Genomic DNA, 25997 nt, shown 5'->3' with positions numbered 1-25997 from the left:
AATTTATTTATCTAAATCGATATATACAGGCAACTAACTTAATGAATACTTCTTTTTAATAGTGCTAATCTTATTTCGTCTCGTGGATGCAAAGAGAATATGCTAGAAATAAATGAATTATTACTATGTCTTCCTTGTAATTTAAAGAATTTTTCTAAAGAAAAAATATATATATTTATATCTCCACAATTTAATGCTGCAAAGAGATCTGCTTGTACTTCCTGCTTTCGCATGAAGGTAAAGGATAGTATAAATGCAAGTATACATGTTACTGCAAGTATTGGGCTAATATATTTATCCAGTGAAAGAGAGTAAATGTAAAAAAACTTTTCTATAATTGGTAATACTCCAATTAAGTATAGAAACAAACCTCTTTTCAATATGTGATTATATTTTATATGGCCAAGTTCATGTAGTATAAGTGCATTAAGCTCAGACTCATGAAGATTATCAAATAATATTTTTGAAATAAATATATGTGGAGTAATAAATCCTTTAATGGAGATATTTGAAAAACTAGATTTAGAATTACCTACTATATAAATTTTAACATCATTTTCAACTAATTTAAGTGAGTTTATAATGGTAGGGTATCTATCTAAATCTAATTTGAATATATTTTTGTTGGTAAGAACCGTAAGTCTAAGTGATACTTCCATTGTTATACAAACGAATATTATGAGTAAAAGATAAGAAACAGTTAAATAGAGTATAGAGACATTATTAGCTGATAGGGAAGTTATATAATATATTGTAAAAGTAAATGTAAAAACAATGCTGAATAAGAACATTAGTAAAAAGAAAGTTTTATTTTTAATTTTCATTGTACCACCTCAATATCAATATTAAATAGCCTTGAGCATAATTCTAATGCCTTGATATTACTAGCCCGTAAGGGCTAATTTTTTTTTATCACTCAAATATATGTCATAGGATTTCCTCACTTTTTGTCGAATTATACTATATAACCACACATAATATAAAAACAATAAGGAGGAAATCTCTATGTACCAACGTCAAGAAATCTTTAACATAATTGAACTTTTTACTTCTCAAAAGCTTATCAATTTTTATACAAAAATCTTCGATAATCTTGATTTATCTTCATTACCCGATAGGGTACCTTCAAAATATGGTCCTACTGGGTTTTCACGTCATGCTCTTTTTAGAGCTTTCATTGTCATGAAATGTGAAAAATTTGCCCAAATTACTGACCTTAAAGATTTTCTAGAAAATAATCTAATAATTGCTCAGCTTTGCGGTTTCAATATTTTTAAACCTTTACCTTCATACTCGGTTTTTCAGAGATTTATAAAAAATTTATCTAATTCTTATCTTAAAGAAGTCATGAAACACCAAGTTAATATTCTTAAAGAACTTGGTTTTATTGACAACAACTTTATATCAGTTGATGCCACTCCTGTTAAGGCTAATACTAAATTTAATAATCCTAAATGCTTCGCAAATAACAAATTTTCTAAAAATAATCATCCTTCTTCTGATAAAGATTGTAAATTAGGTGTTCATACTGCTAATAACTCTATGAATGTTCAAGTTTTCGAAGATAAACCCAATAATTCAAAGAAAAAATGTGAATTTTACTGGGGATATAAAAATCATGTTATTTGTGATGCTATCTCCGGTCTCCCAATTGCTGAATTTACTACAACCGCTGATGTTAATGAAATTTCTAACTTTACAGAAATACTTTCTGATACCAATGAGTGGTTTCCACTAAAAGGTAGTTATATTATTGCTGATAAAGGTTATGACTCAAAGCAAAATCATGATTTTATTCGTAATACCCTTAAAGGCCATGCCTTCATTGCATTAAATAAACGTGGGTCAAAACCTAAAAACTTAACATCAACAGGCAATGTAATATGCGATGCCGGATTAGCAATGCATAAAGATGGCAAACAATATTTTGATTCATATATTAAACAAAAGTTTTGCTGTCCGTTTAGGACTTCTAAAGATGATTCTTTATGTCCATGTAAACACGAAAAATTCTTTAATGGTAAGAAGAACAGAGGTTGTGTAAAATACATAAGCATCGGAACTGACTATAGATCCTCTATAAATCGTGATTCTATATTTTTTAAAAAAATATACAGCCTTAGAACTGAGTCTGAAAGATACAATTCTAGGTGGAAGAATCTAAATACCGAGCAAGCTTATGTTAGAAATATTAACTCTGTTACTAATTTAAATACAATGGGACATATTTGCCTTTTAACTATTGCAATTGCTGCTATAAAATCTGGTTGTGTTGATAAATACAAATCCCTATCGGGATTAAAAAGAACAGCTTAAACTAAGTTATATCAAAATTTTTAAGCATCCATTTCACCAAGGGGATAGTCTACCCTTTTTTTGTTTCTCTCATTTCAATTTAAGTTCCATTTTAGATAGTTAGGCTACGCTTAGTAAAAATTGTAATAATTTAACTTTTGTTGTTCTATTTTTTATTTAATTATGCTCATATCTAATATTAAATATTAATAGAGAAGCTATAATATAGCTTCTCTATTTGAATACTATTTACGATAAGCATCAACTGTAGCCAATCCTGTAGCTACACCGCCAACTGCTCCTATACCTATAATTGCCCAGCCAACTGGACCACAAGCTGCTAGAGCTCCTACAGCCATAGAACTAACTGAAGCACCGCCAATTAAGGAAGCGGCTCCCACGGTTGTAGCAATACCACCTGCAAATGTTAATACGGCAGTATACCAAGCACCACCATTTAAAGCCTCCATTTCTGAATAATTGAGATCGGTAAGAGATAAGTTTGAAGTTAATTCCATTTTTAAAACCTCCAATTAATTATTGTTAGTGTAAATTTTTTTACACTACGTATTAAAACTTTTCTTTATATATCAAGGGTTACAGAGTTTTTTTGAATAAAAAAACAATGACCCCCAATTTCATGTTATAATTGAAGTGCTAACAACCAAAAACACATGAAAGGGTGTCATTGTCTTGACTTCAATTATAACTTATTTACTCTGGTATAATCAATATCTATTGAGAATAATCTCTCAATTAGTTTTATTTATTGCAAAGCACATTCCTCTTAAGCAGTGGGCTTTTGAGGATTCTCACAGCCCAGAATATCATTAATATGATTTCATAAAAGTCGCAATCACTAAGATTTTTGTGAAGGACATAGACCAAAGTTAGTAACAATGTATTAATGTTTCTTATTAATATACATGTTAAACTTCTTCATTGTATCTATAGAACCTATAACGCTTAACTTATCACTTTTTATAACAATCTTTAAAGGATATTTCATCCACCTACGTATTGGGTTTTTATCATAATAAATAGTTTCTACAGAATCACTATGATTAACTAAAACTTTTACAGTTTTACAAACTTCATTCATTGCGAATAAATCTATTTTCTCGATAATCTGTGATTGCTTTTTTTCATCAAGTTTATCATATTCTACTGTAACTATTTTTCCGTAAGCTACAGAAGCAAAAAAAGCCATTCCTGTAGGGAATGTTAGTAGTATGAAAGCCATTGCTGCTAAAATTCCTTTATCCATCATCATATCGTTTTGTATTGTATCGATTAAAAGCAAGACAAAGCAAATTAAAAACATAGGTACAAAAATTATTAAAAAATATCTTATAAATGCTTTCAAGAAATCAACCTCCATGAAAATTACTTAGTTTAATAATATGTATATAGAGCAGAGTATATTGTTTTTAGGTAAGGTGTTTTCATTACGAAGCTATTATCTAAAATGGACCGAGGGCAGCTCCGATACCTCCACCACCAAGTGCACCAGCCACATATCCCTTCCATAAGCTATTGCCGGTGATGGGGGTACCATTAACAGCACTACCTACAACAACACTACCCATACCAACAATTCCGCCATATAGAAATCCTATTATTCCTAAACCTAAACCTCCGCCATTAACATTAACCAATTCGTTATATTCTAAATTCTGAAATAGCATAAGATACCTCCTGTTTCTTATTTAAAGTTCAGTTTATTAATCCCATAAAGTATATAGAACTAAACCTACTAATCCACCAACTACCGCACCAACAGCTGCCCCTTTTGGACCGAAGATAGCACCTTTTTTAGCACCTCCAATAGCACCTCCAATAGCACTACCTCCAGCTGTTGCGATATATTCTCCAACGGAATCCCAATTGATTCCACCATCTATTAACATTGTTTCATCACATGTTAATTCAGTAAAGTTTGAAGTATAAGCTAATTCCATAAAACATTTCCTCCTTAATAATAAATTCAACAAATTGAATTAACATCACTTCATCTCGCGCCAAGAAGTATACAGAGTATATTTTATATTCCGCGACAAACATAAAATAAACTATGTATGTTAATTACAATTTTATACATATATTATAAATCAAGATAGCCTTCTTTTAGCACTAACAAGTATTGAACCTTTACTATGATATGGCTTATCTTGGTTTATAGACGTAGTAATATTAAAGAATTAAATAATATTAGGATTTATTCCAATATAAATATCGACGACAACCTCATCCATTTTAGAAGTATCTGTTACTTCTTTAACTGTAACATTATAAGCTGCAGTTATAGGTTGTACAGATTTTTCTTGTATGTATCTGTTTAAATCATTATATGTATTTTGCAACATCATAGGATTTCCAACGTGAGTTATTTTTAAAGCATTGGTCAAATAGAATTTCTTTTTGAGCTTGTACTCATTTTCAGAATCAATTTCCTTGTTCAAAGGCACAAGAATTTCCATATCAAAAACTTGGTCAAAGCCATTTTTTTTAACTCCAAAGGTGGCTGTAATTACTGGGCCATTCTTTTCAGCTCCTTTTTCTTTTACATATTCACCTAATTTCTTCATCTCCAAAGCCATTTCTTGTTGAGTCATTTTTTTCTAAGAGAAATTACATTTTCAAGGCTTAATTCTTGCTTTTCTAATATCATTTTACTATCTCCTTTGCATGATAAAGTAATTAATGGAGTCAAAAATGTAAATTTAAAATAAAAACAACAAAATAATATAATTGTTTGTTAATATCTATATATTACCATCTTTATTTTTATTTGTAAATAATGTAAAATAAATTTATAAAAAAGACAATATCATAATTTGTTTCGTAAAACTACAACAAATAAGTTCAATATAATAAAAAATATATTTAATATAGTAATTTATTATAATTTTGTAGTTATACATAAGAAGGAGGAGTTTATGATAAACCTATTTAAAAGATATGTTTGTATAAAGCAACATGACGTAAAAGATTGTGGTTGCGCTTGCTTGGCTACAATATCAAAACAACATGGATTAAAGATCCCGATATCAAAGATTAGAGAAATTGCCGGGACCGATAAGATGGGGACCAGCGCCTATGGTGTTGTTAAAGCTGCAGAAGAACTAGGCTTCACAGCAAAGGGAGTAAAGGCTTCTAAGCCTGAGGATATTTTTAGTGAGTTCCCCTTGCCAGCTATTGCTCATGTTATTATTGATGGATCATTACTACACTATGTAGTTATACATAAAGTATCAAGGATTGAAATATTAGTGGCAGACCCAGGGAGAGGGATGAATAAATATACACCGGAGGATTTCTTCAAAATTTGGACTGGAGTTCTTATATTAATGGTTCCCAGTGCTAAATTTGAAAAGGGAGACGAAACAAAGGGGCTTTTTCAGAGATTTTCTGGTCTTATGAGACCTCAGAAAGGACTTTTAATCAACATATTTTTTGCATCTGTACTAATTACAGTTCTAGGAATTATAGGTTCATTTTACTTTAAAGCTATTATGGACGACATTGTACCCAATAATTTAAGAAAAACTCTTATTGTAATTTCCATTGGAATGGTTTTGTTAAATCTATTCAAGATATTAACGGAGTTTTTTAGGGCTCATTTGCTTGTATATCTTTCCCAAAATATAGATATACCATTACTACTTGGCTATTATGAGCATGTGGTTAATCTTCCTATGAATTTTTTTGGTACAAGGCAAATCGGCGAAATTGTATCCCGATTTAATGATGCCGGTAAGATCAGGGATGCAATTTCATCTGCTACATTGACATTGATGATTGATAGCCTTATGGCTATTGTTGGTGGTGCGGTACTATATAGTCAGAATAAAACCTTGTTTTCTGTCACTATAATACCTATAGTGTTATACGTAATTCTTCTATTTGCCTTTCGAAAATCAATTGAAAACTCTAATAGGGCAACGATGGAGGATAACGCTAAGCTTACTTCCTATCTTGTAGAGTCGCTCAAGGGCGTAGAAACTGTAAAAGCCTTTAATGGTGAGAGAAAAGTCAATCTTGAAACAGAAAAAAGGTATATAAAGCTTGTAAGAACTATATTTAAGTTTAGTTTTATCAGTAATATTCAAGGAACTCTCAAGAGTACAGTAAAATCTATTTTTTCTATAACGATTTTATGGATTGGTGCTTACTTAACCCTAAAGGGTGAGATAACCCTCGGTGATGCAATTGGCAGAAACCAATGCTAATATAGCCTTACAGTCAGTCTTAGCAAATACTATAAAGAGCTATGTAGGAGAGGCTGATTCATCCTTTATAGCCGTAAATACGGAACTTTCAAAGTTGCTTTTAAATAAAGATACTCTTGATAAGCAGCTTAGCTTATATGTAGAACAGCAGTATAACTCATTTAGAGACAGCCTAAATAACTATAATTCGATGAAGGAAAGAAGGGGATTTTGGATAGGCAACTGACTGCAATTGACGAGCAGTATAATGCAGGACAAATAAGCTTATTGGAAAAGTTGAGTCAAAGGTATTCTGTTCTAAAGGAACTTCTTGATGTAGATACTGCTATAGTAGACAAGCTTAATGCTATCACCATAATGGAACTTGTAGAAGAGGGGATACAATTGCAATAAAGGTTTATATGGAGGCGCTTTATGAAAAAGTTTTTTTCAACGGTGTGGAGTGTGTTAAGGTATTTATTTTATATCTTGGAAGCAGTATTTTTGCAGGTGCCCTAATGGGGATATATCTTGGAATCAAGTATCTGGGTGATAGCAATGAAATAAATGCAGCTATTCAAAGGAATACTCTACAGCTAACTTTTTCTCTGTAAGTTTAATAAACCTTGTCATTAACATATTTCCAAGCTATCAGCAGGTCAGTGAAACACTTATAACATCAATGGATAATGTTGTTGGTATTCTCCTGACTGGTATACTTATTCCTATATTTGAAGAAATATTCTTCAGAGGAATAATATTAAATGAGCTACGAAATAGGATTAATACCGCAGCCTCTATAATAATTTCTTCATTGATATTTGCCTTATTTCATGGAAATATACTACAAGAAATATATACATTTATAATGGGTGTTTTATTGTCACTTGTGTACATATGGACAAGATCCATATGGTCCGCCATTACATTTCAAATAACCTACAATTTTTTAGGTACGATGGTTGTTCCAGTAATAATATACTATACCGAATCATTTATTGTTGGGTACCTCATAATAGGTGGACTATTAACTGCAGTAATCACATATTTGATGTATAAAAGATCAAAATATAGGAATTATGAAAAGCAGACTATAGTTGAAGGTTCCAGTATTTAAGAAATACACTTAGTTATTCCCTATAAGATGACAAACTTTAATTGAATTAATTTCTTGATATATAAAGGCTTCAGGGACAGTTTAACCCGGAAGCCTTCATAATTATATAATTCAATTATAGATTCCCTTTAAGTCCAATTTCTCAGCACACTTTTGCATTCCCTTAATGGTCTCATCAATAACCTTATCAAGCTCCATACCCAAGCGTTCAGCGCCTTGCTCAATCACTTCTCTGTTAACCCCGGCAGCAAAGCTCTTTTGTTTCCATTTCTTCTTTACAGATTTAACCTCAAGGTCCAAGATGCTCTTGCTCGGCCTTAAAAAGCAGGTAGCAGCTATAAGGCCTGTTAACTCATCAATAGTGAAAAGAACCTTTTCTAAATTGGTTACCGGCTCTACATCAATGCAAATTCCGTAGCCATGACTTTGAACCGCCCGTATATACTCTTCCGGCCAATTAGCCTGCTCTAATATTTCCCGGGCCTTTACACAGTGCTGTTCAGGATACATTTCATAGTCTATATCGTGAACTAAACCAATTATACCCCACTTTTCCTCATCTTCATTATAAAGCCTTGCAAAGTGGCGCATTACTGCTTCTACAGACAAGGCGTGCTTAATTAGGCTGTCACTCTTATTAAATTCTTTTAAAAGCTCAAAGGCTTGCTCTCTGGTAGGTACTATCGTAGACATGTGCATCTTCCTCTCATACAAAAAGTTAATTTTATTATAAATATTAGTAATTTGACTTTTAATTGTCAAGTTTTTCTAATATCAATTCTGAATATATGTATAAATCCACTGCAAATAATAAAGAGACATGATAGTTGATAATATGGCTTTGGAGGAGGGAACTATGAGCAAAGAAGCGAAGATACTAATTGTAGTAAGTACACTTTTTACCCTGGCCATGGGCCTGTCGGGAATATTCGTCAATGTATTTTTCTGGAGACAATCTAATAGCTTTATGCTGATAGTCCTTTATAATTTAATGCATTATTTAGTAACTCCCTTAGCTTTTGTTGCTGCTGGGTGGTTATCTAAGAAAAAGAACGGTATATGGTCCCTGAGAATAGGACTTATGCTATTTGGTATTTTCTTTGGGCTGATATTGCTTATCGGAGATTGCTGTATTTATTATGCCTATCCTTTAGGAATACTTTTTGGAATAGCTTCCGGCTTTTATTGGTTAGCTTATAATACCTTGAGCTTTGATTTTACATCTACAAACAACAGAGATACTTATAACGGCTATAACGGAAGCTGTTCCGGTATAGCAGGTGCTATAGCGCCCATAACCTCAGGTTTTATAATAAGCAGTATGAAGGGTGTTACCGGATATAGGGTGGTATTTATTATAACTTTAACCTTGTTTGTTATACTGCTGGGAATCAGCCTTCTGCTTAGATGCCAAAACTATGGAACAAAGCTGAACTTATCAAAAGCTATAGGTAAAAATTGTGAGGAATGGCAGAGCATAAGAAAGGCTACATTCTTATGGGGGTTTAGGGATGTAATAATTGGATTTACAATAAATATTTTAATCATTCAGACTACCGGCAGTGAATTGACCTTGGGAAAGCTAACCCTGCTGGCTGCCTTAATATCTTCGGGGGCTTATGTATTGGTTCAGAAGATTGTGAAGCCCCCTAGAAGAAGAGCCTCAGTATATCTTGGAGCAATAGCCTCCTTTGTTGCCATTTGGGGAGTGATTATCAATGTAAATTACAGCACCATATTCTTATACACTGTAATGGATGCTTTCTTTTTACCCTTCTTTCTTATACAGCTTTCTTCTTCAACCTTTAATGTAATAAACAGAGCTCATGATGAGGATATGAGGATTGAATATATGATAAATAAGGATTTGGTATTAAACTCAGGAAGAGTCCTCAGTGCTATTGTTTTACTTATTTTACTGAATATGTTCAAAAAAGCGAATATATTCAGGTACTACTTGATTTTCATAGGAGCAGCGCCGGTTTTGGCGGCATTCTACTTGGCTAAGTTAAAGAAGGTGCTTGGCGGAGAATAAAAATTAAAACACGGAATTCACGGAGAACACGGACATTAATCATTAATCACTTATTATTCATTACTCAATAAAAGAAAGTGCTGCACACTTTCTTTTATATCTGACTTTATAAAAATTTAAGAAATACTTTATTGCCATTTTAGAATGGTAGTTTACAATTAAAACATAACGATTTTTGGAGGTAACATAATGAAAAGGAAAAGCATTATTTATGGGTTGGTTATTGTTGTAATAGTTGGTGGACTATTTGTTCTCAGAAGTAGGAGAAGAGACAGAAATATAGTATTAGTAAGGACTGCTGTAGCTGAGGTAGGAGATATTAAAGCATATTTATCTACCACTGCTACCATAGAGTCTAAGAATTCAAAGGATTACTTTGGAACTCAGGCTAAGGTAAAGAAAGTAAATGTGAAGCTTGGCGAAGCAGTAAAGAAGGGGGATGTACTGATAGAATACGAGAGTCAGGATCTGGACACAGCGGTTAAACAGGCCCAGTTACAGTATGATAATGCTGTACTTCAGAGAAACGATTTGTACAATCAGAATAAGAGTATCAATGATAAAATTTCAGAGCTGGATAGTCAGATAAAAAATACAGACCCCAAGGATATTGCAACACTTAGCAGCTTAAAAGCTAAGAGAGAGGCACTTTCACCAATCTCCTATGAAAAGTTGAAGCAAGCGGATAATGCAGTAAGTCTGGCCCAGATAAATTTAGATTCAGCAAAGAAGAAGCTGGAGCAAAATGTTTCGAGTATAGTGGCGGAAAATGATGGAGTGGTTACAGCTTTAAATGTAGTGGAAGGTCAGATGGGAAGCGCTGCACAGATTGCTGTAACAGTTCAGGATACCGGTAATTTGAAAGCTGTAATATCCCTGGGTAAGTATGATGCAAATAGGGTAAAAGTTGGACAAGATGTTATCATAAAAAGCGGAAGCCATACTTATAGTGGGAAGGTGTCCTTTATAGAGCCTGCTGCCAGCAAGTCAGTTTCTGCTGCAGGTGGTGAGACAAGCCTTGGGGCGGAAATTGATATTTTAGATAAGGCAGAAGATCTAAAAATTAATTTCGATGTGGATGTAGATATACTTATCGGAGAGGTAGACAGCACATTAAAGGTTCCGGCGGAGAGTATAAAAGTAGCCAAGGGAAATAAGAACTACGTTTATGTTATAGAAGATGGGGTAGTAAGAGAGAGAGAAATTAAAACAAATATTCAATCCGATATGGAAGTGGGTATAACTGAGGGAATTAAGCAAGGTGACAAGGTGGTGCTTAACCCTTCCACTGCAGTAAAGGATGGCACAAGGGCCAAGGAATCTGTGGAGGTGGAATAAGTGCTGGAGGTTAAAAACGTTGTAAAAATCTATACTACAGGAGACTTGGAGTTTACTGCACTAAAAAAGGTGAGTCTAAAAATTGAAAAGGGTGAGTTTACAGCCATAATGGGACCATCCGGGTCCGGTAAGTCCACCTTTATGAACATCTTAGGCTGTCTGGATAAGATGAACGAGGGTAAGTACATTTTAAATGGAAAAGATGTTTCCAGTCTTCAAGACGATGAACTTGCACATATAAGAAATAAAGAGATAGGCTTTGTGTTCCAGGCATTTAACCTCATACCAAGAATGACTTTGCTGGAGAATGTTGAGCTTCCCATGCTTTATGCAGGGTTACCGGCCAAGGAGAGAAGAGAAAGAGCCCTGGCCGCTCTTGCAAAAGTAGGACTTAAGGACAGAGTAAAGCATCTTCCTAATGAAATTTCCGGAGGCCAGAAGCAGAGGGCAGCTATTGCCCGGGCAATTGTCAACTCACCGGCAGTGATAATGGCAGATGAGCCCACAGGAAACTTGGATACAAAATCCTCAGTAGAAATAATGCGTATATTTCAGAACTTGAATAATGAAGGAGCTACGGTAATTATGGTTACCCATGAAAATGATATAGCTCAGCATTGTAAAAGAATAGTACGTTTCAGAGACGGAGAAATAGTTTCTGATACCTTGGTGGAAGACAGAATAATTCTATAGGGAGGAAAAGAATGAACATTTTTGAAAGCATAAAAATGGCTCTTAACAGTATAAGGGCGAATAAGATGAGAGCCTTCCTAACGATGCTTGGTATTATAATAGGTATTAGTTCTGTTATAACCATTGTCTCATTAGGGAATGGAGGACAAGACGCCATAACCGGAGAGTTTCAAAAGTTAGGAGCGGCTTCTGTCAATATAAGGGTAGATAATGCAAAGGCTCAATCCACAGAGTTCATAACCCTGCAGGATATTAAGCAGATTAAGGAGAAGGTTCCTACAGTTTTATATGTAAGTCCCAGTGTTTCAGCCTCCGGGATTGCTGTAGCTAATGAAATAAGTAAGAGGGTTTCTATGATCGGCGGCTCAGCGGATTTAGTGTATGTAAACAATACTGAGATGGTGTATGGAAGATTCTTCAATGAAAGAGAATATGAAGAAGGATCACCGGTAGTAATAATAGATGAGAATTCTGCAGAGGATTTATTTGGATACACGGATGTTGTGGGCCAAAGCATGCAGATTGGGCAAGGATCTATAAGAAAAAAGGTCACAATAATTGGAGTAGAGAAAGGCTTTTACAATCCTTTTGGACGTAGAGGAAACAGTAACATGCCCATAAGGATAAAGCTGCCCATAACCTTTCTTGAAAGTATAGTATCTGATGAAATTAGGATCAGTTCTATAACTGTGATGGCAGATACCAAGGAAAATAGCGAGACTGCAGGAATTGGAGCGTTAAATATACTTGAGGCAAGACACAACAACAGAGGACAAGATATATATTCAGCAGAGAGTGCATTGCAAATCCTTGATCAGATAAATAGTGTACTTACTATCTTTACTTCTTTTATAGGAGCAGTAGCGGCAATATCCCTATTAGTAGGCGGAATTGGTGTAATGAATATAATGCTTGTTTCTGTTACTGAAAGAACAAGAGAAATTGGAATTAGAAAGGCTATAGGAGCTACAACTGCAAGAATATTAACTCAGTTTCTGGTGGAATCGGTTATAATTTCCTTGATTGGTGGAATAATCGGAATGATTACAGGGATAATAGGTGCAGAGATAATAGGAAGCTTTGTAGATATAACTCCGGTATTATCCCTAGGCGCTGTGGCAGGAGCTATATTATTCTCCTCTGCAGTAGGTATTTTCTTTGGTATATATCCTGCCAGGAAGGCAGCAAAGTTGGACCCTATAGAAGCATTAAGGTACGAATAGGATGAGTGGAGTGTATCATGTCAATAAAACTTAGATTAGTATTGTCCTATATAGCAATGTTAATTATTCCCATAGTTACTACGGTCTTAATAGCACATTTTTCAATTTTATATTATTTCAGTGATATGCAAAAGGGTGAAAATGAAATTTCCTATGCTCCTATCAGGGATGCGCTGGAGGAGAGGGAGGAGCTCTTTATAAAGATCAAGGAAATATCCCTAAAGACACCTGAAAAACTATTTAACGAAAGCTATATAAAAGAACTGGAGGGAGAACTGAAAAAGTTAAACTCCGGAATTATTGTACGCAAAAATGATGATGTAGTGTATGTTACTCCAAAGTATGAAGGAATGGAGATGGAAAGTATTTTGCCTGACTTTGGAGAATATAAAGAAGATATTCCCTTTAGGTTTAAGGGAGCAAAAATAAAGTTAATATTAAGTCAGCAGGACTTTTATTTTAGTGATAGAAGTGAAGGCAGTGTATTTCTCTTAACGGATATACAGCCATTGATAAAAATATTTAAAAGGCTCAGTGTTACAGTTGCCGTAACTATTATTATAGTACTGATTTTGACAAATGGCTTTCTTACTTACATTGTAGCAAAGCGCATAGTAAATCCATTAAATAAGTTAAAGGAATCTGCCAATAAAATTAAAGATGGGGATCTGGATTTTAATGTAGATATAGATTCAGATGATGAGATTGGTGAGCTAGGCATAGCTTTTAATGACATGAGAGTAAGACTGAAAAGTTCCCTGGAGCTGCAGCAGCAATACGAAAATAACAGAAAAGAGCTTATATCAAACATTTCACATGACCTGAGAACTCCCATTACGTCTATAAAGGGTTACGTGGAAGGCATAAGGGATGGGGTTGCAGACACCCCGGAGAAAATGAATAAGTATATAAATACCATATATAAGAAGGCAGTGGCTGCGGATAAATTAATAGATGAGTTATTCCTGTATTCCAAGCTGGATTTGAGTAAGCTGGAATTCAATTTCAATGATATTAATATAGTTAAGTATTTGATCGATTGCATGGAAGAGCTCCAGTTTGATTTGGAGAAGAGAGGGATGACTATAAGCTTTAACGGGTCAGACTATAAGGATATAATAGTAAGGGTTGATGTTCAGCAGCTAAAGAGAGTTATAATCAATATAGTTGAAAACGCCGTGAAGTATATGGATAAGGCCAATGGCAAAATACAGGTTTCTCTGCAAGAAGAAGAGGATGAGGTTATAATAGCTTTTGCTGACAACGGACAGGGCATAGAGAAGGAGGCGCTGCCATACATTTTTGATAGATTTTACAGGGCAGATCTCTCAAGAAATTCCGCCACCGGAGGAAGTGGTTTAGGCCTATCCATAGCAAAAATGATCATAGAGGAGCATGGCGGTAGGATGTGGGCAGAGAGCGTTGAAGGTGAAGGAACAAGTGTTTACTTTACCTTAAAAAAATCGAAAAGTGGTGAAACGGTATGAAGAAGATTCTTATTATAGAAGATGATATAAGTATAGCAGAGCTGGAGAGGGACTATCTTGAGATAAACGGCTTTGAGGTAGAAATACAACAAAGGGGAGACAAAGGGCTTCAAAGGGTCCTAGAGGAAGACTTTAATCTTGTAATTATAGACATTATGCTCCCCGGCATTGATGGCTTTGAAATATGCCGCCAAATCAGAAATAATAAAAATACTCCAATTCTCATGGTTTCTGCAAAAAATGAAGATATAGATAAAATCAGAGCGCTGGGTCTGGGAGCTGATGACTACGTGACAAAGCCCTTTAGTCCCAGTGAGCTGTTAGCCAGGGTCAAAGCCCATATTTCCAGATATGAAAGACTGGTAGGAGGCAAGGACGTGAAAAAGGGAGTCATGGAGATAAGAGGCCTAACTATAGATGAAACCTCCAGAAGAGTTTATGTAAATAATAAGGAAGTAATACTGACTACCAAGGAATTCGATTTACTTTTGTTTTTAGCATCAAATCCCAACAGGGTGTTTACCAAGGAAGAAATTTTTGAGAGGATCTGGGGCATGGACTCTCAAGGTGACGTGGCCACCGTTACCGTTCATATAAGAAAGCTTAGGGAGAAGGTAGAGGAAAATCCTTCGGAGCCAAGGTTTATTGAGACTATATGGGGGGTTGGTTACCGGTTTAACATATACAAGTAATGGAGCAAATTCCATGTCTTCAATGTGTCCTATGGATTCCCTGTTTAAATCTTACCCTGGTTTCACCTACTCTTTCAATGGTTTATCTTTTGTAATTGAATAAAGCTTTAGCTAATTTAGTGTATAATTAGATATAGCAATTAATTATTAGGGGATGCTATTATGGGAAAAAATCAGGTAACACTAATAACCGGAGCCTCCAGCGGAATTGGCTGTGAGCTGGCAAAGGTTTTTGCACAGAGTCAACATGATCTTGTGTTGGTGGCCAGAAGAGTGGATGTGCTTCAGGAGCTTGCAGTGGAATTAAGCAAAGAGCATAACATAAGGGTTTATGTAATTGGAATGGACTTATCGGAAGGTGGAGCTGCTGCAAAAGTCTATGACAGAGTTAAGGAATTGAATTTAGAAGTGGATATTCTTGTAAATAATGCAGGCTTTGGTTATGTAGGATTATTTCACGAAGAAGAGCAGCAAAAGGATACAGACATGTTACAGGTTAATATAAGTGCATTGACAGAACTTACAAAGCTTTTTGGAAGAGAGATGGCCAAAAGAAAAGAGGGAAGGATACTAAATGTGGCCTCTACCGGTTCCTATCACCCAGGTCCATATACGGCGGTTTACTATGCCACAAAGGCCTATGTCCTATCTTTTTCCGAAGCAATTGCAGAAGAGCTTAGGCCCTTTAATGTATCAGTTACGGCTCTGTGCCCCGGAGCAACAAAAACAAACTTTGCCAAGCGGGCTGGGAGACGTGATAATTGTGCAGCAATGGAACCGAAACTTGTAGCTAAAGCCGCCTATAAGGCCCTGATGAAGAAAAAATCAGTAGTAGTACCCGGATTAGCAAATAAGTTACTGGTTATACTGCCTAGAAGGCTGGTCAAAGGAATGGTGGGAAAGTATCAAAAGAGGTTATCAAATAGATAAAAAATACATATCAACCAATATCTAAACTTCATATAATAGAACTGTGAAAAATATTAAGGAGTTTAGTATGTATAAATTTTTTTGTCCAAGACAGATGATTTATTTTAATGGGTATAGTGCACATATTTTAGACTTCAAACAGGGCGATATAAATGGAGATGGATATATAGATAATATTTTTCTTATGGGAGATAAGCCCTATGAGATGCAAAGTCCCTTTGTAACCAATATCAATCTGGTGGTTCAGGATGGCTTTACTAGGGAATATATAAGGGTTCCTATAAAGGAAGGGTCCGGATATAACCCTACGATTTTTCCAGGAGATTTCACCGGAGATCGGGTGGATGATATCGTTGTATATATAGACTCAGGGGGAAGCGGGGCTATGCTGTACAGCTATATTTATTCATTTATAGATAACAAGCCCAAGTTATTATTTGACTTTGAAACCTTTAATGAGGATTATAAATACCAGGTTAATTACAGGGATAACTATAAGGTTGAAGTAATAAGTGAGAGAACTGATACAATGTATACCATAGACATTCAGTACAAAGGAGAGGAATACCTGTGGGAGATCTATGATAAAAATGGAAGGCTAAAGGAACCTATAGAGGGCTTTGTCAATCCTATAAGCGGCTTATATCCTATAGACTTTGAAAGAGATGGAGTCTATGAACTGAGAGCAGTACAAAAGATTGCCGGAAGATATAACGCCGATGCCATTGGATATGTTGAAACAGACCTAAAATGGGATGGCAGGGAATTTAAGACCTGGAGACAGCAGGTTGCTATTTTTGGTGAAGATGTGAAGTTTGTTTAAATTAAAGAATGGAGAATTTATTACCGTTAGCGGACTTTTGCCGTTGACGGTTTTTTGCTTCTTCTTGATCATTTACCCATAATGGAATTCTTCCTATTCTGTTGGTTGATCATTTACCCATAATGAAATTCTTCCTATTCTGTTGGTGAATTTTTTGCCTACTATATACTGATTGAGATCACTTTATAATATAGTCTATATAAATGGCAAGTGAAAGTATTTCCTAATGCAACTTAGTATTCAGAAAATGCAACTTGGTAGAAGGGGTATTTACTTAGAAAGTATTATTGATATATTTATATTATAGAGCATTGCCTATAGGGAGGTGTTGAGGTGAATGTTATTATAGATGAATCACATAATTATGAGGAAACAGAAGTTATAATAAAATGTTCGAAAATCGATGAAGAGATTAAAAAGTTAGTTTCTATTCTCAAGGCCCCGGAGGAAAAGATTATGGGCGTATTAAATGGGGTTACCCATCTTATAGACCCTCAGGATATTTTTTATTTTGAGAGTGTAGACAAGAAAACCTTTATATATACAGAGACACAGGTGTTAGAGACTCACTTAAGACTATATGAGTTGGAAGAGAAATTAGGAAAACAAGATTTCTTTAGGGCTAGTAAATCTACCATAATCAATATCTCCAGAATTAAAAAACTATCACCAAGGTTTAACGGCAGATTGGATGTGCTCTTAGAAAATGATGAGAAGTTAGTAGTATCCAGGCAGTATGTACCGGTACTAAAAGAAATTCTTGGCTTATAGGAGGGGTGTTATGAAAAGATTCATGGAGTTAGTGGTTCAATTTAAACTGGTATGGGGACTAATCTTTACTGCATCAATTCTTTTATATACAGTTTACGGCTTATTTACGGGACAAACCACTATGGATTTTGTGTTGATATGGCAATTTGTTGTGATTACTATGGTTCTAGTACTCATACATTTTCTCATATTTGGTGAGTATATACTGACATCACTTAAAACTAAGTATAAAATACTAATTCATTACTTGTTGTGCTATATAGCATCATTTATATCTTCTAATATCCTTAAGTGGGTAGATATTTCAAAGGCTGAAAGTGTAGTGATTTTTACAGGGGTATATACCGCAATATACTTGATGATGAGCTTTTCTCTGTATGCTTATTACAAGGGGACAGGGGAACAGTTAAATGATAAATTGGCAGCATATAAGCAAAATAAAAAGATAAAGGGGGAGGAGAAATGAGTATTATTGAGATAAAGGGTTTAACAAAGTCCTATGGAAAAAACCGTGGTATAAATGATGTTAATTTAACAGTAAATAAGGGTGAAATATTTGGTTTTATTGGACCAAACGGAGCTGGAAAGTCTACAACCATCAAGCTGCTTTTAAATTTTATTTTTCCAACATCCGGAGAGGCCAGGATTTTAGGGATGGATTGTGTAACAGAAGTAGAAAAGATTAAGGAGAATGTGGGTTATGTACCTAGTGAAGTAAGATACTATGATAACATGACGGTACAGGAGTTGATCAATTATGCAAAGTCCTTCAGGAAGAATGCAGATAATGGATATGTGGAAGACCTATGCAAAATCTTCGAGGTAGAGCTCACAAAAAATATTGCTCAGTTATCCTTGGGAAACAAAAAGAAGGTTGCCATTGTTCAGGCGCTTCTTCATAAACCGCAGTTATTGATTTTAGACGAACCCACTAATGGTTTAGATCCGTTAATTCAGCAAAAGCTTTTTAGTATTTTGCTTAAACTTAAAGAAAAAGGAACAACAATTTTTCTATCAAGTCATAATCTTACGGAGGTAGAAGAGTTCTGTGATAGAGTGGCAATTATTAAAGAAGGTAAAATAATAGAAGTAAGAAGCATTTCAGATTTTTCGCACAAAAAGATTAAATGTATAAACTTGAGAGTTAAAGAGGATATAAGTGAACAGTTAAAGGCTGCAGGTGCTGAAAAGTTAGTACGGGATAAGAATAGCATTTCCTTTAACTATGCCGGAGATATAAATGAAATTCTCTCTGTAATAAGCAAATATAAGCTTGATGATTTGACTATAGAGGAAAAGAAGTTGTCTGAGGTTTTCATGAGTTACTATGAGGAGGATAATTAAATGAATATATTTAAGATGGAAGTAAAAAAAGGCTTAAAATCTTTATTTATATGGAGCATGATTTGTACACTATTAATCCTGCTATTTATGTCCATGTTTCCTTCCATGAAGGATAGCGGAATGCAAGAGCTGGTGGATACAAAACTGGGGGCAATGCCTGAGGCCCTAAAGGAAGCCTTCGGGTTAAAGGATGCTCCAAATTTCTCTAAGTTAAATGAATACTTTGCCTATGTATTTCAATATATAATGATGGCTGGGACCGTATATGCCGCTCTGCTTGGTGCTAAGGCCCTTATAAAAGAAGAAAGTGAGGGCACTATAGAATTTCTCTATGCTCAGCCGGTTACCAGAACTAAAATAGTTACAATGAAGCTTTTGTCCTCCTTGGTGTTATTTTATTTGTTTATAATGATTATAGCCATAGTTGCAATTTTAGTATCTCTTACGGTTAAACCGGCGGATCTTCAGACAGTTGACATGTTTCTGGATATAAAAACCTTGTTTTCAGGGTTCTTTTTAGTAGGAATGGTATTTATGGCAGTTGGTTTTATAATATCTGTTTTTGTTCCACACTTAAGATTTGCAATGCCTATAGCTACAGGAACTTTCTTTGTAACTTATCTGCTGGGGGTTTTTGCTGATATGATTGAGGAGCTTAGCTTCCTAAAGTATTTTTCGCCTTTTCACTATGCTATGCCTTCGGACCTTGTAAGGAAGGGCATGGAGGGGACCAATATTGCATTAGCTTTGACAATAATCCTTCTGTGTATAGCAGCTTCTTATATTGTATATAGAAAGAAAGATTTTAGGATATAAGTAAATAAGCAGCCTGATCTAGGCTGCTTATTATTGTCTTTTAAGAACTTGGTAAAGTTCCACTTACGGAGTTACCTTCTAAATATTTCAGAAATTAAGTTTCTAAGGTTTCAGTTAATTTTTTAGCAATAATTTTATAAAATTATATTGCAAACAATTGAAAGTGCGATATAATATTATTGAACAGAAAATTATTACTAATAAAAATGACCATAAAGAATATAAAATAAATTGATGGATGAAGGGAAGGGGTTTCAAATGAGTATATATGATTTTTCAGCAAAGACAATTGAGGGACAGGAGGTTTCTTTAGAGAACTTCAAAGGAAAGGTTTTAATAATTGCTAATACTGCTAGTAAATGTGGGTTTACACCACAGTATGCAGATCTTCAGAAGCTTTACGAAAAGTACAAGGATCAGGGGTTAGAGATATTAGCTTTTCCTTGTAATCAATTTGGTGAGCAGGAACCGGGCAGCAACAGTGAAGTAAAGACCTTCTGCCAAATAAACTACGGCGTAGACTTCCAGGTTTTTGAGAAAGTTGATGTAAAAGGAGCAGAGGCTCATCCCTTATTTAAGTATCTTACTGTAGAAGCCCCCTTTAAAGGTTTCGATAAGAGTACTCCAATGGGTAAGATACTTTATAATGTACTTAGCGAAAAATATCCTGAAAATTTAGTGGGAGACTCAATAAAGTGGAATTTTACTAAGTTCCTGATTGATAGAGAGGGTAAAGTTGTAAAGAGATTTGAACCTACTTCTGAACCTTTTGATATGGAAGAGGACATAAAGAAATTATTATAATGGCAGCGGGACGTTTTGTTTGCCACCTTTTGGTGCAAACATAACGTCCCCTTGCCATTACTTGATTATGATTTCTTCTGCCCAGGTGCAGGCTTTTATATCCTTAAGGGTCTTTTGCAGATAGTGATGTTGTTCTTTAGGAATATTAATTTCTATACTGGCCATAGGATCCTTTAGGGAAAGGTTTCTTTCCGATTTATACTTTCTTACTTCAGCAATCAGAGCTTTGATGTTTTCTCCAAAGGATAATATATTATCATCTGAGTCTCGTGGTGCATGTTCCACTGCATCATATGAACTGAAGTGGTTTTTTCAAAGTCCTTAAAAAATGACTGATAGATTTCCTCGGTTATATGAGGTACATATATTGCATAAAGCTTCAGAAGTTCTAAGAGTACGGTATATAAAGTATATTGTCCGGACAATCTTTCCCCTTCTCCATGAACTTCCGGCTTGTATAGTCTGTCCTTTACTATTTCAAGATAATTATCACAGAAGTCACTCCAGAAAAATTCGTCTATATCATGTTTAGCCAAGCCTATCTCATATTGATTTAAACTCTTAATGGCCAGCTTTTCTACCTTGTTAAGCTTTTCTAATATCCATTGGTCTATGGGTAGTAACTCCTCAGGCTTATTATCCTTATAGTCTTCCGGCTGTATAATACAAAATTTTGCCGCGTTCCACAGTTTAGTTAAAAATCTGTTAGAAGCTTTCAGTTCATCTTCAGAGAACATGGTGTCTGTGCCTAGCCTTGCTCCGGCGGACCAATATCGCAGAGCATCTGCGGAGTATTTTTCAATTAATTCCTTTGGGGAGGATACAGAATTGTTTTTGGATTTACTGATTTTCTCACCTTTTTTAGCTAATACGAAGCCGCAGATCATTATATCCTTCCAAGGAAGCTTCCCGGTATGGAATAGGCTTCTAACTATTGTATAGAAGGCCCAAGTTCTTATTATCTCATGGGCTTGTGTTCTCATGCCCATAGGAAGAAGTTCATTGGTCTTATCAGCTTCAGATCCCCAACCGGAATTTATCAAGGGAGTCAAGGACGAGGCAGCCCAGGTATCAAATACAGCGGTTTCCGAAATATCTCTGCCTTGATATGCACCAATCCCATTTTAAGTTTTCAACCCAGGTTATATAGCGGGTTTTCATGCTGGCAGGATACCAATTTATTTGCTCCAGCGCGCCTTTGGGAAAATAAAAAATCCTTCGTCCTAATAAAAAGGACGAAGGATGAACTCCGCGGTACCACCTAATTTTGTACAACTGTACACTCTCAATATAGTACGGGCAATTGTCGCCGATACTAGTTCCTTTTTAACGGTAGGAATTCCGTTAAAGCCTACTTCCTTTTAGGTTTCGGTTTACTGCTCCGAGGCTACCTTCATTACATCCGTCATGGGAAATTTCCACCGCCATTCCCTCTCTTTACTTCAGGTCTGTAACTGCTCTTCCTCTTCAAAGCTTTTATGAAGAATATTCCATTTGCTATATGATATCAATATTATTATATGCTGTCAATAATAAATTTTTCTTTATGCTGTCAATGGAAAGAACATACCGATTCAATATTCAAACTGACCTGAACATCTCATACACCAGCCTTAAAATTGTATATAGGCTTTATAATCTTAAGAATTTCAACGGTATCTCCAATATTATTGATAATTTCCTCCATAGGCTTATAGGCCATTGGGGCCTCATCAAGGGTTGAGTAGTTGACAGAGGTTGTAAAGATACCCTCCATAGACTTTTGGTATTCTTCCAGGGTTAAGCTTTCCTTGGCCTTGCTTCTGCTCATAAGTCTTCCTGCACCGTGGGGTGCGGAGTAATTCCAATCAGCATTACCCTTTCCTACTGCAAGAATGCTTCCGTCTCTCATGTTGATAGGAATTAGGACCATTTCTCCTTCATAGGCTGAAATACTTCCCTTTCTGATTATGTTATCTTTGAAGTTTATATAGTTGTGAATTGTATGAAAGTATTTGAAGTCTGACAATTCTTTACCCAACAACTTTGACAAAATAATGCCGGCCATGGTCTCTCTATTTAATACTGCATACTCTTGACAGATATTCATGTCATGAAGATAGCGTTCTCTATAAACTCCAGTTAAAAAGCATAAGTCCTTTGGATAGCTTGGCAATAGGTTATCATATTTTTGTTTTAGTTCCTTTAAAGCTTTCTCTATAAGATTGCGTTTTCCTTCTTTTTTGTATTCAGAAATTATATTTTCTCTCTGAATATAGTAATCTTCCTTTCCGGAGCAGAGATCTATGGCCAGGTTTTGGTAGATTTCAGCAACCTGTTTTCCCAAGTTTCTGCTGCCGGAATGGATAACCAGATAGATATTTCCTTCATCATCCTTATCTGTTTCTATAAAGTGATTGCCCCCGCCTAAGGTTCCTATGCTCCTCTCAATTCTTTTGGTTTCCTTTAAGTCCCTATAGCAGTGAAGGTCCTGCAGCTTTGGAAATCTAATTATCCTACCCGGATGAACCTCCATACCGGAAGGAACCCACTTGCGGATAACATTGTCCAGTTCCTCTAAATCTAACTCCAGCTTACCCAATTCCACCGTGAGCATTCCACAGCCGATGTCCACACCAACAATGTTGGGTATAACCATATCTCCTAAATCTGCGGTAAAACCTATAACACAGCCCTTACCGGCATGGGTGTCCGGCATAATGGCTATCTTGCTGCCCTTGCAAAACTCCTGATTACACAACTCAATCACCTGAGAAATAACTTCAGGTTCCAAATTATCAGTATAAACCTTTGCGGTATTATATTTACCTTTTATCTCAATCATTTTACTTCCCTCCTTGGGGGCATAATTATCTTCACCTTTCTCCGGTCTATTTCCCACCCTCAAGGGTACGCTGGACCAGCTGTAGGTCAGATCTCTTTCATATAAAACCTTCAGATTGCTGCTGTCATAGCTTGTCTGCCCATCACCTATCAACACTTCTTCTATATCACGGAAACAGGAGGATTTATTCAGGGTATTTATGGACATCCTCCTTTATAGTTAATTTACATTTATTGTAACATGGAACGGCTATTATATTCAAGGTATAGACTATAAGGAGACGGGATTACAGACAGAAAGTTTCCAATACTTTTTGAATACGATGAAGAATAACCTTATAATAGATTTATAGGATTATTATGGCAGTAAAATTACTCTCCTGGAAAGGACCTAATCGGTAAGCTAAATATAAAAATAGTTAGTATCATTAAGGTATGAACCGGTAAAACCATGCTAATTAATAAGGGAGATGGTAAACATGGGTTATATTGACAAAAAGCCAATAAAGAGGTCAAAAATCAGATTGTTTTTGGGGAAAATGTATTATTCAGGTAAAAGGTACAGACAGTGGTACTTCAGTGGGATTAAATATTCAAAGAACCTAGTTGAAGAAAAATATCCATATGTTATCTTTACACACAGTACACCATTGATAAGAAAGCTTAAAGACGTGGACATGCGGCTCCAGTACAATAAAGTCACAAACCTCAGGCTTGCTGTTAAAAACCTCAATCACATAGTAATAAAACCCGGGGAGACATTTTCCTATTGGAAGCTCATTGGCAAGACCTCCTACAAAAAGGGCTATTTAGACGGCTTTGGTTTTGTGTGCAGACGGAACTTTGAAGGCCGGAGTGGGAGGTGGTCTCTGCCAACTTTCAAACCTGATATACTGGATGACTTTGCACACAGAACTGACAGTAATAGAAAGACATAGGCACAGTCATGATGTATTTCCTGATGTAAACAGAAAACAGCCCTTTGGCACCGGAGCCACTTGCTCTTACAATTCCTTAGACTTACAAATAAAAAATAACACAGAGAAAGAATTTCAGCTCATAGTTTATCTGACAGATAAAGAACTTGCTGGAGAGTGGAGGTGCTCAGAACCTTCTGTTTATAGATATGAAGTATATGAAAAGGAACACTCAATAACTCCGGGACTCTTTGGGGGCTATATAAGAAACAATGTTATATATAGGAAGATATATGATAATATTGGTTTGATTAAAGATGAATATGTTACAGAGAACCATGCATATATGTTATACAATCCATATTTGAATGAAAATACAAAGTTAGAAGATGTGGTTAATCAAATCTAAAAATGGACAAGTCTTATCATAAAGTGGTACTAAACTTTAGATTACCTCTTTACTCTCCCGTTACTGGAGGATATAGAATAAGACACAAGGAAGTGAGTCTAACGTATCGCATTGGCCAATTTTCAAAGCTGAGCAAGACAACAATAAAAACTCTTCGATATTATGATGAGGTAGGGCTGCTTAAACCAGAAGTTGTAGACGACTTTACAGGGTACAGATTTTATACAACCGACCAGCTAGTTAAGCTTCACTATATTCAATTAGTGATCAAGAAATTAAAGTTAAGATGAGCACTGAAAATGAAGAATACAGTACATCAGTTAATGAGATAAAAGTAACCATTAGAAATCAAGATTCTTCTAATATTTCATTCAGTGGTTACTATAGAATCGAAAAGTTTCAAGATGATAGTTGGTACGTTGTACCATTTATAAAAGATGTAGCTTTTACGATGGAATCATATGTATTAAAGCCTGCAGAGACTTATGAATTTACGTTAAAGTATAATTCCTGAGACTAATTTCAAATGGCTTATCCGGCAAGTCATGTAGAGTTATAGTTTAACTTTCTATGACAGATTAGCTAAAAGCTGTGTATTTAAGTATAGATTCTATTGTTAATGAAAATGACAAAAGAATCTATTTTTTTATATTAATATGACATAATATAACTTATAATAAAATAAAAGGGTTATGAGGTTAGGTTAACTATGTGTACGAGTTTCATTCATAGAGGCCAAGATATAATTATTGGTATGAATTTTGATAACAATGGTATGGAATATACTATTGATACGAAAAAAACCAATTGGTTTACTATACTTGTTGATGGTGAGCGCGGAAGGCATCCATCATTTGGAGTAGATAGATATGGGAGGTTTTTCAATAATCTAGTAGTCAATTTAAATAGAAAAGGTTTATACAAAAGGGCAAGCAAAAAGGTTACTCATACATCCAAACTTATTACAGACATTCTCAATGGTGGTATTTGTACTGAAAATTCAGGGGAGTACCTAGAAAACATTGAAGTTGTTAATATGCCACAATGGAGCAGTCACAACATGATTTGTGATTCCAATGCAAATGTTTGGGGAGTTGAACTTGGGCGTGGCAATATAAGCAATCCAACAAAATCCTCACCATATTTTGTTATGACGAATTTCTCGTTATGGGACAACTTATATGAAAATGTTGAATGTGATTGCAACAGATATAAAAACGTATCTTGTGCATTAGAAAAAGTAAAATAACTAGATGTTGACACAGCCTT

General features: G+C 35.2%; 33 protein-coding genes, 1 pseudogene and 1 other annotated feature. Of the genes and pseudogenes, 24 read left to right on the top strand and 10 right to left on the bottom strand.

What is annotated here, in order from left to right; genetic code table 11:
- Nucleotides 1-38: 38 nt before the first annotated feature.
- Nucleotides 39-824, bottom strand: coding sequence for a M48 family metalloprotease (locus tag FHY60_RS17175; RefSeq protein ID WP_139906161.1), 786 nt, complete (start codon nucleotides 822-824; stop codon nucleotides 39-41).
- 181 nt (nucleotides 825-1005) lie between these two features.
- Here FHY60_RS17175 and FHY60_RS17170 point away from each other — a divergent pair, with 181 nt between their 5' ends.
- Entirely contained in the window at nucleotides 1006-2316 is a 1311-nt protein-coding gene (locus FHY60_RS17170; protein ID WP_139906160.1) for a transposase, read from the top strand.
- A gap of 224 nt (nucleotides 2317-2540) precedes the next feature.
- On the opposite strand, the gene FHY60_RS17165 is transcribed toward FHY60_RS17170, so the two are convergent.
- From FHY60_RS17165 to FHY60_RS17140, 5 genes are all read right to left on the bottom strand, one after another.
- The gene (locus FHY60_RS17165) at nucleotides 2541-2813 is read right to left on the bottom strand and encodes a hypothetical protein (RefSeq protein WP_139906159.1); all 273 of its coding nucleotides are present in this window, start codon (nucleotides 2811-2813) and stop codon (nucleotides 2541-2543) included.
- Between the two features lie 386 nt (nucleotides 2814-3199).
- Nucleotides 3200-3661, bottom strand: a complete 462-nt coding sequence (locus FHY60_RS17155; RefSeq protein ID WP_139906158.1) for a hypothetical protein — start codon at nucleotides 3659-3661, stop codon at nucleotides 3200-3202.
- Nucleotides 3662-3758: 97 nt separating this feature from the next.
- On the bottom strand, nucleotides 3759-3983 hold the full coding sequence (locus tag FHY60_RS17150; RefSeq protein WP_139906157.1) for a hypothetical protein: 225 nt from the start codon (nucleotides 3981-3983) through the stop codon (nucleotides 3759-3761).
- Between the two features lie 36 nt (nucleotides 3984-4019).
- Nucleotides 4020-4256, bottom strand: a complete 237-nt coding sequence (locus FHY60_RS17145; RefSeq protein WP_139906156.1) for a Blp family class II bacteriocin — start codon at nucleotides 4254-4256, stop codon at nucleotides 4020-4022.
- A gap of 240 nt (nucleotides 4257-4496) precedes the next feature.
- Nucleotides 4497-4910, bottom strand: coding sequence for an AraC family transcriptional regulator (locus FHY60_RS17140; protein WP_180375438.1), 414 nt, complete (start codon nucleotides 4908-4910; stop codon nucleotides 4497-4499).
- A gap of 324 nt (nucleotides 4911-5234) precedes the next feature.
- On the opposite strand from FHY60_RS17140, the pseudogene FHY60_RS17135 reads away from it, so the two are divergent.
- From FHY60_RS17135 to FHY60_RS17120, 5 genes and pseudogenes are all read left to right on the top strand, one after another.
- Nucleotides 5235-6518, top strand: a pseudogene (locus FHY60_RS17135) (peptidase domain-containing ABC transporter); the annotation flags it as partial.
- The gene (locus FHY60_RS17130) at nucleotides 6508-6753 is read left to right on the top strand and encodes a hypothetical protein (RefSeq protein ID WP_139906153.1); all 246 of its coding nucleotides are present in this window, start codon (nucleotides 6508-6510) and stop codon (nucleotides 6751-6753) included. The pseudogene FHY60_RS17135 and the gene FHY60_RS17130, both read left to right, overlap by 11 nt.
- Nucleotides 6738-6920, top strand: coding sequence for a hypothetical protein (locus FHY60_RS17125; RefSeq protein WP_139906152.1), 183 nt, complete (start codon nucleotides 6738-6740; stop codon nucleotides 6918-6920). Before FHY60_RS17130 ends, FHY60_RS17125 begins: the two co-directional genes overlap by 16 nt.
- A gap of 8 nt (nucleotides 6921-6928) precedes the next feature.
- Nucleotides 6929-7120, top strand: coding sequence for a hypothetical protein (locus FHY60_RS18095; RefSeq protein ID WP_180375436.1), 192 nt, complete (start codon nucleotides 6929-6931; stop codon nucleotides 7118-7120).
- Nucleotides 7121-7188: 68 nt separating this feature from the next.
- Nucleotides 7189-7623 (top strand): CPBP family intramembrane glutamic endopeptidase, encoded by a 435-nt coding sequence (locus FHY60_RS17120; protein WP_139906151.1) that lies wholly within the window; start codon nucleotides 7189-7191, stop codon nucleotides 7621-7623.
- Nucleotides 7624-7734: 111 nt separating this feature from the next.
- On the opposite strand, the gene FHY60_RS17115 is transcribed toward FHY60_RS17120, so the two are convergent.
- Nucleotides 7735-8316 carry an HDIG domain-containing metalloprotein gene (locus FHY60_RS17115; RefSeq protein ID WP_139906150.1) on the bottom strand — a complete coding sequence of 194 codons (582 nt, stop codon included), beginning with the start codon at nucleotides 8314-8316 and terminating at the stop codon, nucleotides 7735-7737.
- 163 nt (nucleotides 8317-8479) lie between these two features.
- On the opposite strand from FHY60_RS17115, the gene FHY60_RS17110 reads away from it, so the two are divergent.
- The 13 genes from FHY60_RS17110 to FHY60_RS17050 all read left to right on the top strand — a co-directional run bounded on the left by FHY60_RS17110 (nucleotide 8480) and on the right by FHY60_RS17050 (nucleotide 20579).
- A complete protein-coding gene (locus tag FHY60_RS17110) occupies nucleotides 8480-9658 on the top strand; it encodes an MFS transporter (RefSeq protein ID WP_139906149.1) in 1179 nt (392 codons plus the stop codon).
- Nucleotides 9659-9847: 189 nt separating this feature from the next.
- A complete protein-coding gene (locus FHY60_RS17105) occupies nucleotides 9848-10996 on the top strand; it encodes an efflux RND transporter periplasmic adaptor subunit (protein ID WP_139906148.1) in 1149 nt (382 codons plus the stop codon).
- Nucleotides 10997-11689: an ABC transporter ATP-binding protein gene (locus tag FHY60_RS17100; protein ID WP_139906147.1), complete on the top strand. Its 693-nt coding sequence runs from the start codon at nucleotides 10997-10999 to the stop codon at nucleotides 11687-11689.
- Between the two features lie 11 nt (nucleotides 11690-11700).
- Nucleotides 11701-12912 (top strand): ABC transporter permease, encoded by a 1212-nt coding sequence (locus FHY60_RS17095; RefSeq protein WP_139906146.1) that lies wholly within the window; start codon nucleotides 11701-11703, stop codon nucleotides 12910-12912.
- Nucleotides 12913-12929: 17 nt separating this feature from the next.
- Nucleotides 12930-14399, top strand: coding sequence for a sensor histidine kinase (locus FHY60_RS17090; protein WP_139906145.1), 1470 nt, complete (start codon nucleotides 12930-12932; stop codon nucleotides 14397-14399).
- On the top strand, nucleotides 14396-15091 hold the full coding sequence (locus FHY60_RS17085; protein WP_139906144.1) for a response regulator transcription factor: 696 nt from the start codon (nucleotides 14396-14398) through the stop codon (nucleotides 15089-15091). The genes FHY60_RS17090 and FHY60_RS17085 overlap by 4 nt, the downstream gene beginning before the upstream one ends.
- Before the next feature lie 162 nt (nucleotides 15092-15253).
- Complete coding sequence (locus tag FHY60_RS17080) at nucleotides 15254-16021, top strand: SDR family NAD(P)-dependent oxidoreductase (RefSeq protein WP_139906143.1); 768 nt, start codon at nucleotides 15254-15256, stop codon at nucleotides 16019-16021.
- 67 nt (nucleotides 16022-16088) lie between these two features.
- Nucleotides 16089-16844, top strand: a complete 756-nt coding sequence (locus FHY60_RS17075) for a VCBS repeat-containing protein (protein WP_163215817.1) — start codon at nucleotides 16089-16091, stop codon at nucleotides 16842-16844.
- 333 nt (nucleotides 16845-17177) lie between these two features.
- Nucleotides 17178-17615: a LytTR family DNA-binding domain-containing protein gene (locus FHY60_RS17070; protein ID WP_180375435.1), complete on the top strand. Its 438-nt coding sequence runs from the start codon at nucleotides 17178-17180 to the stop codon at nucleotides 17613-17615.
- Between the two features lie 10 nt (nucleotides 17616-17625).
- The gene (locus FHY60_RS17065) at nucleotides 17626-18081 is read left to right on the top strand and encodes a DUF3021 family protein (RefSeq protein ID WP_139906142.1); all 456 of its coding nucleotides are present in this window, start codon (nucleotides 17626-17628) and stop codon (nucleotides 18079-18081) included.
- Nucleotides 18078-18959: an ABC transporter ATP-binding protein gene (locus tag FHY60_RS17060; RefSeq protein WP_139906141.1), complete on the top strand. Its 882-nt coding sequence runs from the start codon at nucleotides 18078-18080 to the stop codon at nucleotides 18957-18959. The genes FHY60_RS17065 and FHY60_RS17060 overlap by 4 nt, the downstream gene beginning before the upstream one ends.
- Complete coding sequence (locus FHY60_RS17055; RefSeq protein ID WP_139906140.1) at nucleotides 18960-19775, top strand: ABC transporter permease subunit; 816 nt, start codon at nucleotides 18960-18962, stop codon at nucleotides 19773-19775.
- A gap of 258 nt (nucleotides 19776-20033) precedes the next feature.
- Entirely contained in the window at nucleotides 20034-20579 is a 546-nt protein-coding gene (locus tag FHY60_RS17050) for a glutathione peroxidase (RefSeq protein ID WP_139906139.1), read from the top strand.
- Between the two features lie 218 nt (nucleotides 20580-20797).
- Here FHY60_RS17050 and FHY60_RS17045 read toward each other — a convergent pair whose 3' ends face one another.
- The 3 genes from FHY60_RS17045 to FHY60_RS17040 all read right to left on the bottom strand — a co-directional run bounded on the left by FHY60_RS17045 (nucleotide 20798) and on the right by FHY60_RS17040 (nucleotide 23403).
- Nucleotides 20798-21622: a class I tRNA ligase family protein gene (locus tag FHY60_RS17045; RefSeq protein ID WP_243122175.1), complete on the bottom strand. Its 825-nt coding sequence runs from the start codon at nucleotides 21620-21622 to the stop codon at nucleotides 20798-20800.
- A gap of 28 nt (nucleotides 21623-21650) precedes the next feature.
- Nucleotides 21651-21740, bottom strand: coding sequence for a class I tRNA ligase family protein (locus FHY60_RS18365; RefSeq protein WP_243122174.1), 90 nt, complete (start codon nucleotides 21738-21740; stop codon nucleotides 21651-21653).
- A 67-nt stretch (nucleotides 21741-21807) separates the two neighbouring features.
- Nucleotides 21808-22059, bottom strand: a binding site (T-box leader).
- Between the two features lie 120 nt (nucleotides 22060-22179).
- On the bottom strand, nucleotides 22180-23403 hold the full coding sequence (locus tag FHY60_RS17040) for an RtcB family protein (RefSeq protein ID WP_139906492.1): 1224 nt from the start codon (nucleotides 23401-23403) through the stop codon (nucleotides 22180-22182).
- 478 nt (nucleotides 23404-23881) lie between these two features.
- Between FHY60_RS17040 and FHY60_RS18640 the strand changes: the two genes are divergently transcribed.
- From FHY60_RS18640 to FHY60_RS17025, 5 genes are all read left to right on the top strand, one after another.
- The gene (locus FHY60_RS18640; RefSeq protein WP_341472537.1) at nucleotides 23882-24340 is read left to right on the top strand and encodes a VanW family protein; all 459 of its coding nucleotides are present in this window, start codon (nucleotides 23882-23884) and stop codon (nucleotides 24338-24340) included.
- Nucleotides 24258-24728, top strand: coding sequence for a VanW family protein (locus FHY60_RS18635; protein ID WP_341472536.1), 471 nt, complete (start codon nucleotides 24258-24260; stop codon nucleotides 24726-24728). The genes FHY60_RS18640 and FHY60_RS18635 overlap by 83 nt, the downstream gene beginning before the upstream one ends.
- 2 nt (nucleotides 24729-24730) lie before the next feature.
- Nucleotides 24731-25018, top strand: a complete 288-nt coding sequence (locus FHY60_RS17030) for a MerR family transcriptional regulator (RefSeq protein ID WP_139906138.1) — start codon at nucleotides 24731-24733, stop codon at nucleotides 25016-25018.
- Nucleotides 25015-25242 carry an immunoglobulin-like domain-containing protein gene (locus tag FHY60_RS18775; protein WP_423243570.1) on the top strand — a complete coding sequence of 76 codons (228 nt, stop codon included), beginning with the start codon at nucleotides 25015-25017 and terminating at the stop codon, nucleotides 25240-25242. The genes FHY60_RS17030 and FHY60_RS18775 overlap by 4 nt, the downstream gene beginning before the upstream one ends.
- A gap of 240 nt (nucleotides 25243-25482) precedes the next feature.
- Nucleotides 25483-25977 carry a hypothetical protein gene (locus tag FHY60_RS17025; protein ID WP_243122173.1) on the top strand — a complete coding sequence of 165 codons (495 nt, stop codon included), beginning with the start codon at nucleotides 25483-25485 and terminating at the stop codon, nucleotides 25975-25977.
- The last annotated feature ends 20 nt before the right edge of the window (nucleotides 25978-25997 follow it).

The sequence above is a fragment of the Clostridium thermarum genome, from assembly GCF_006351925.1.
Classification (GTDB): Bacteria; Bacillota; Clostridia; order Clostridiales; family Clostridiaceae; genus Clostridium_AU; species Clostridium_AU thermarum.
This window is presented reverse-complemented; position numbering and strand designations above follow the sequence as displayed.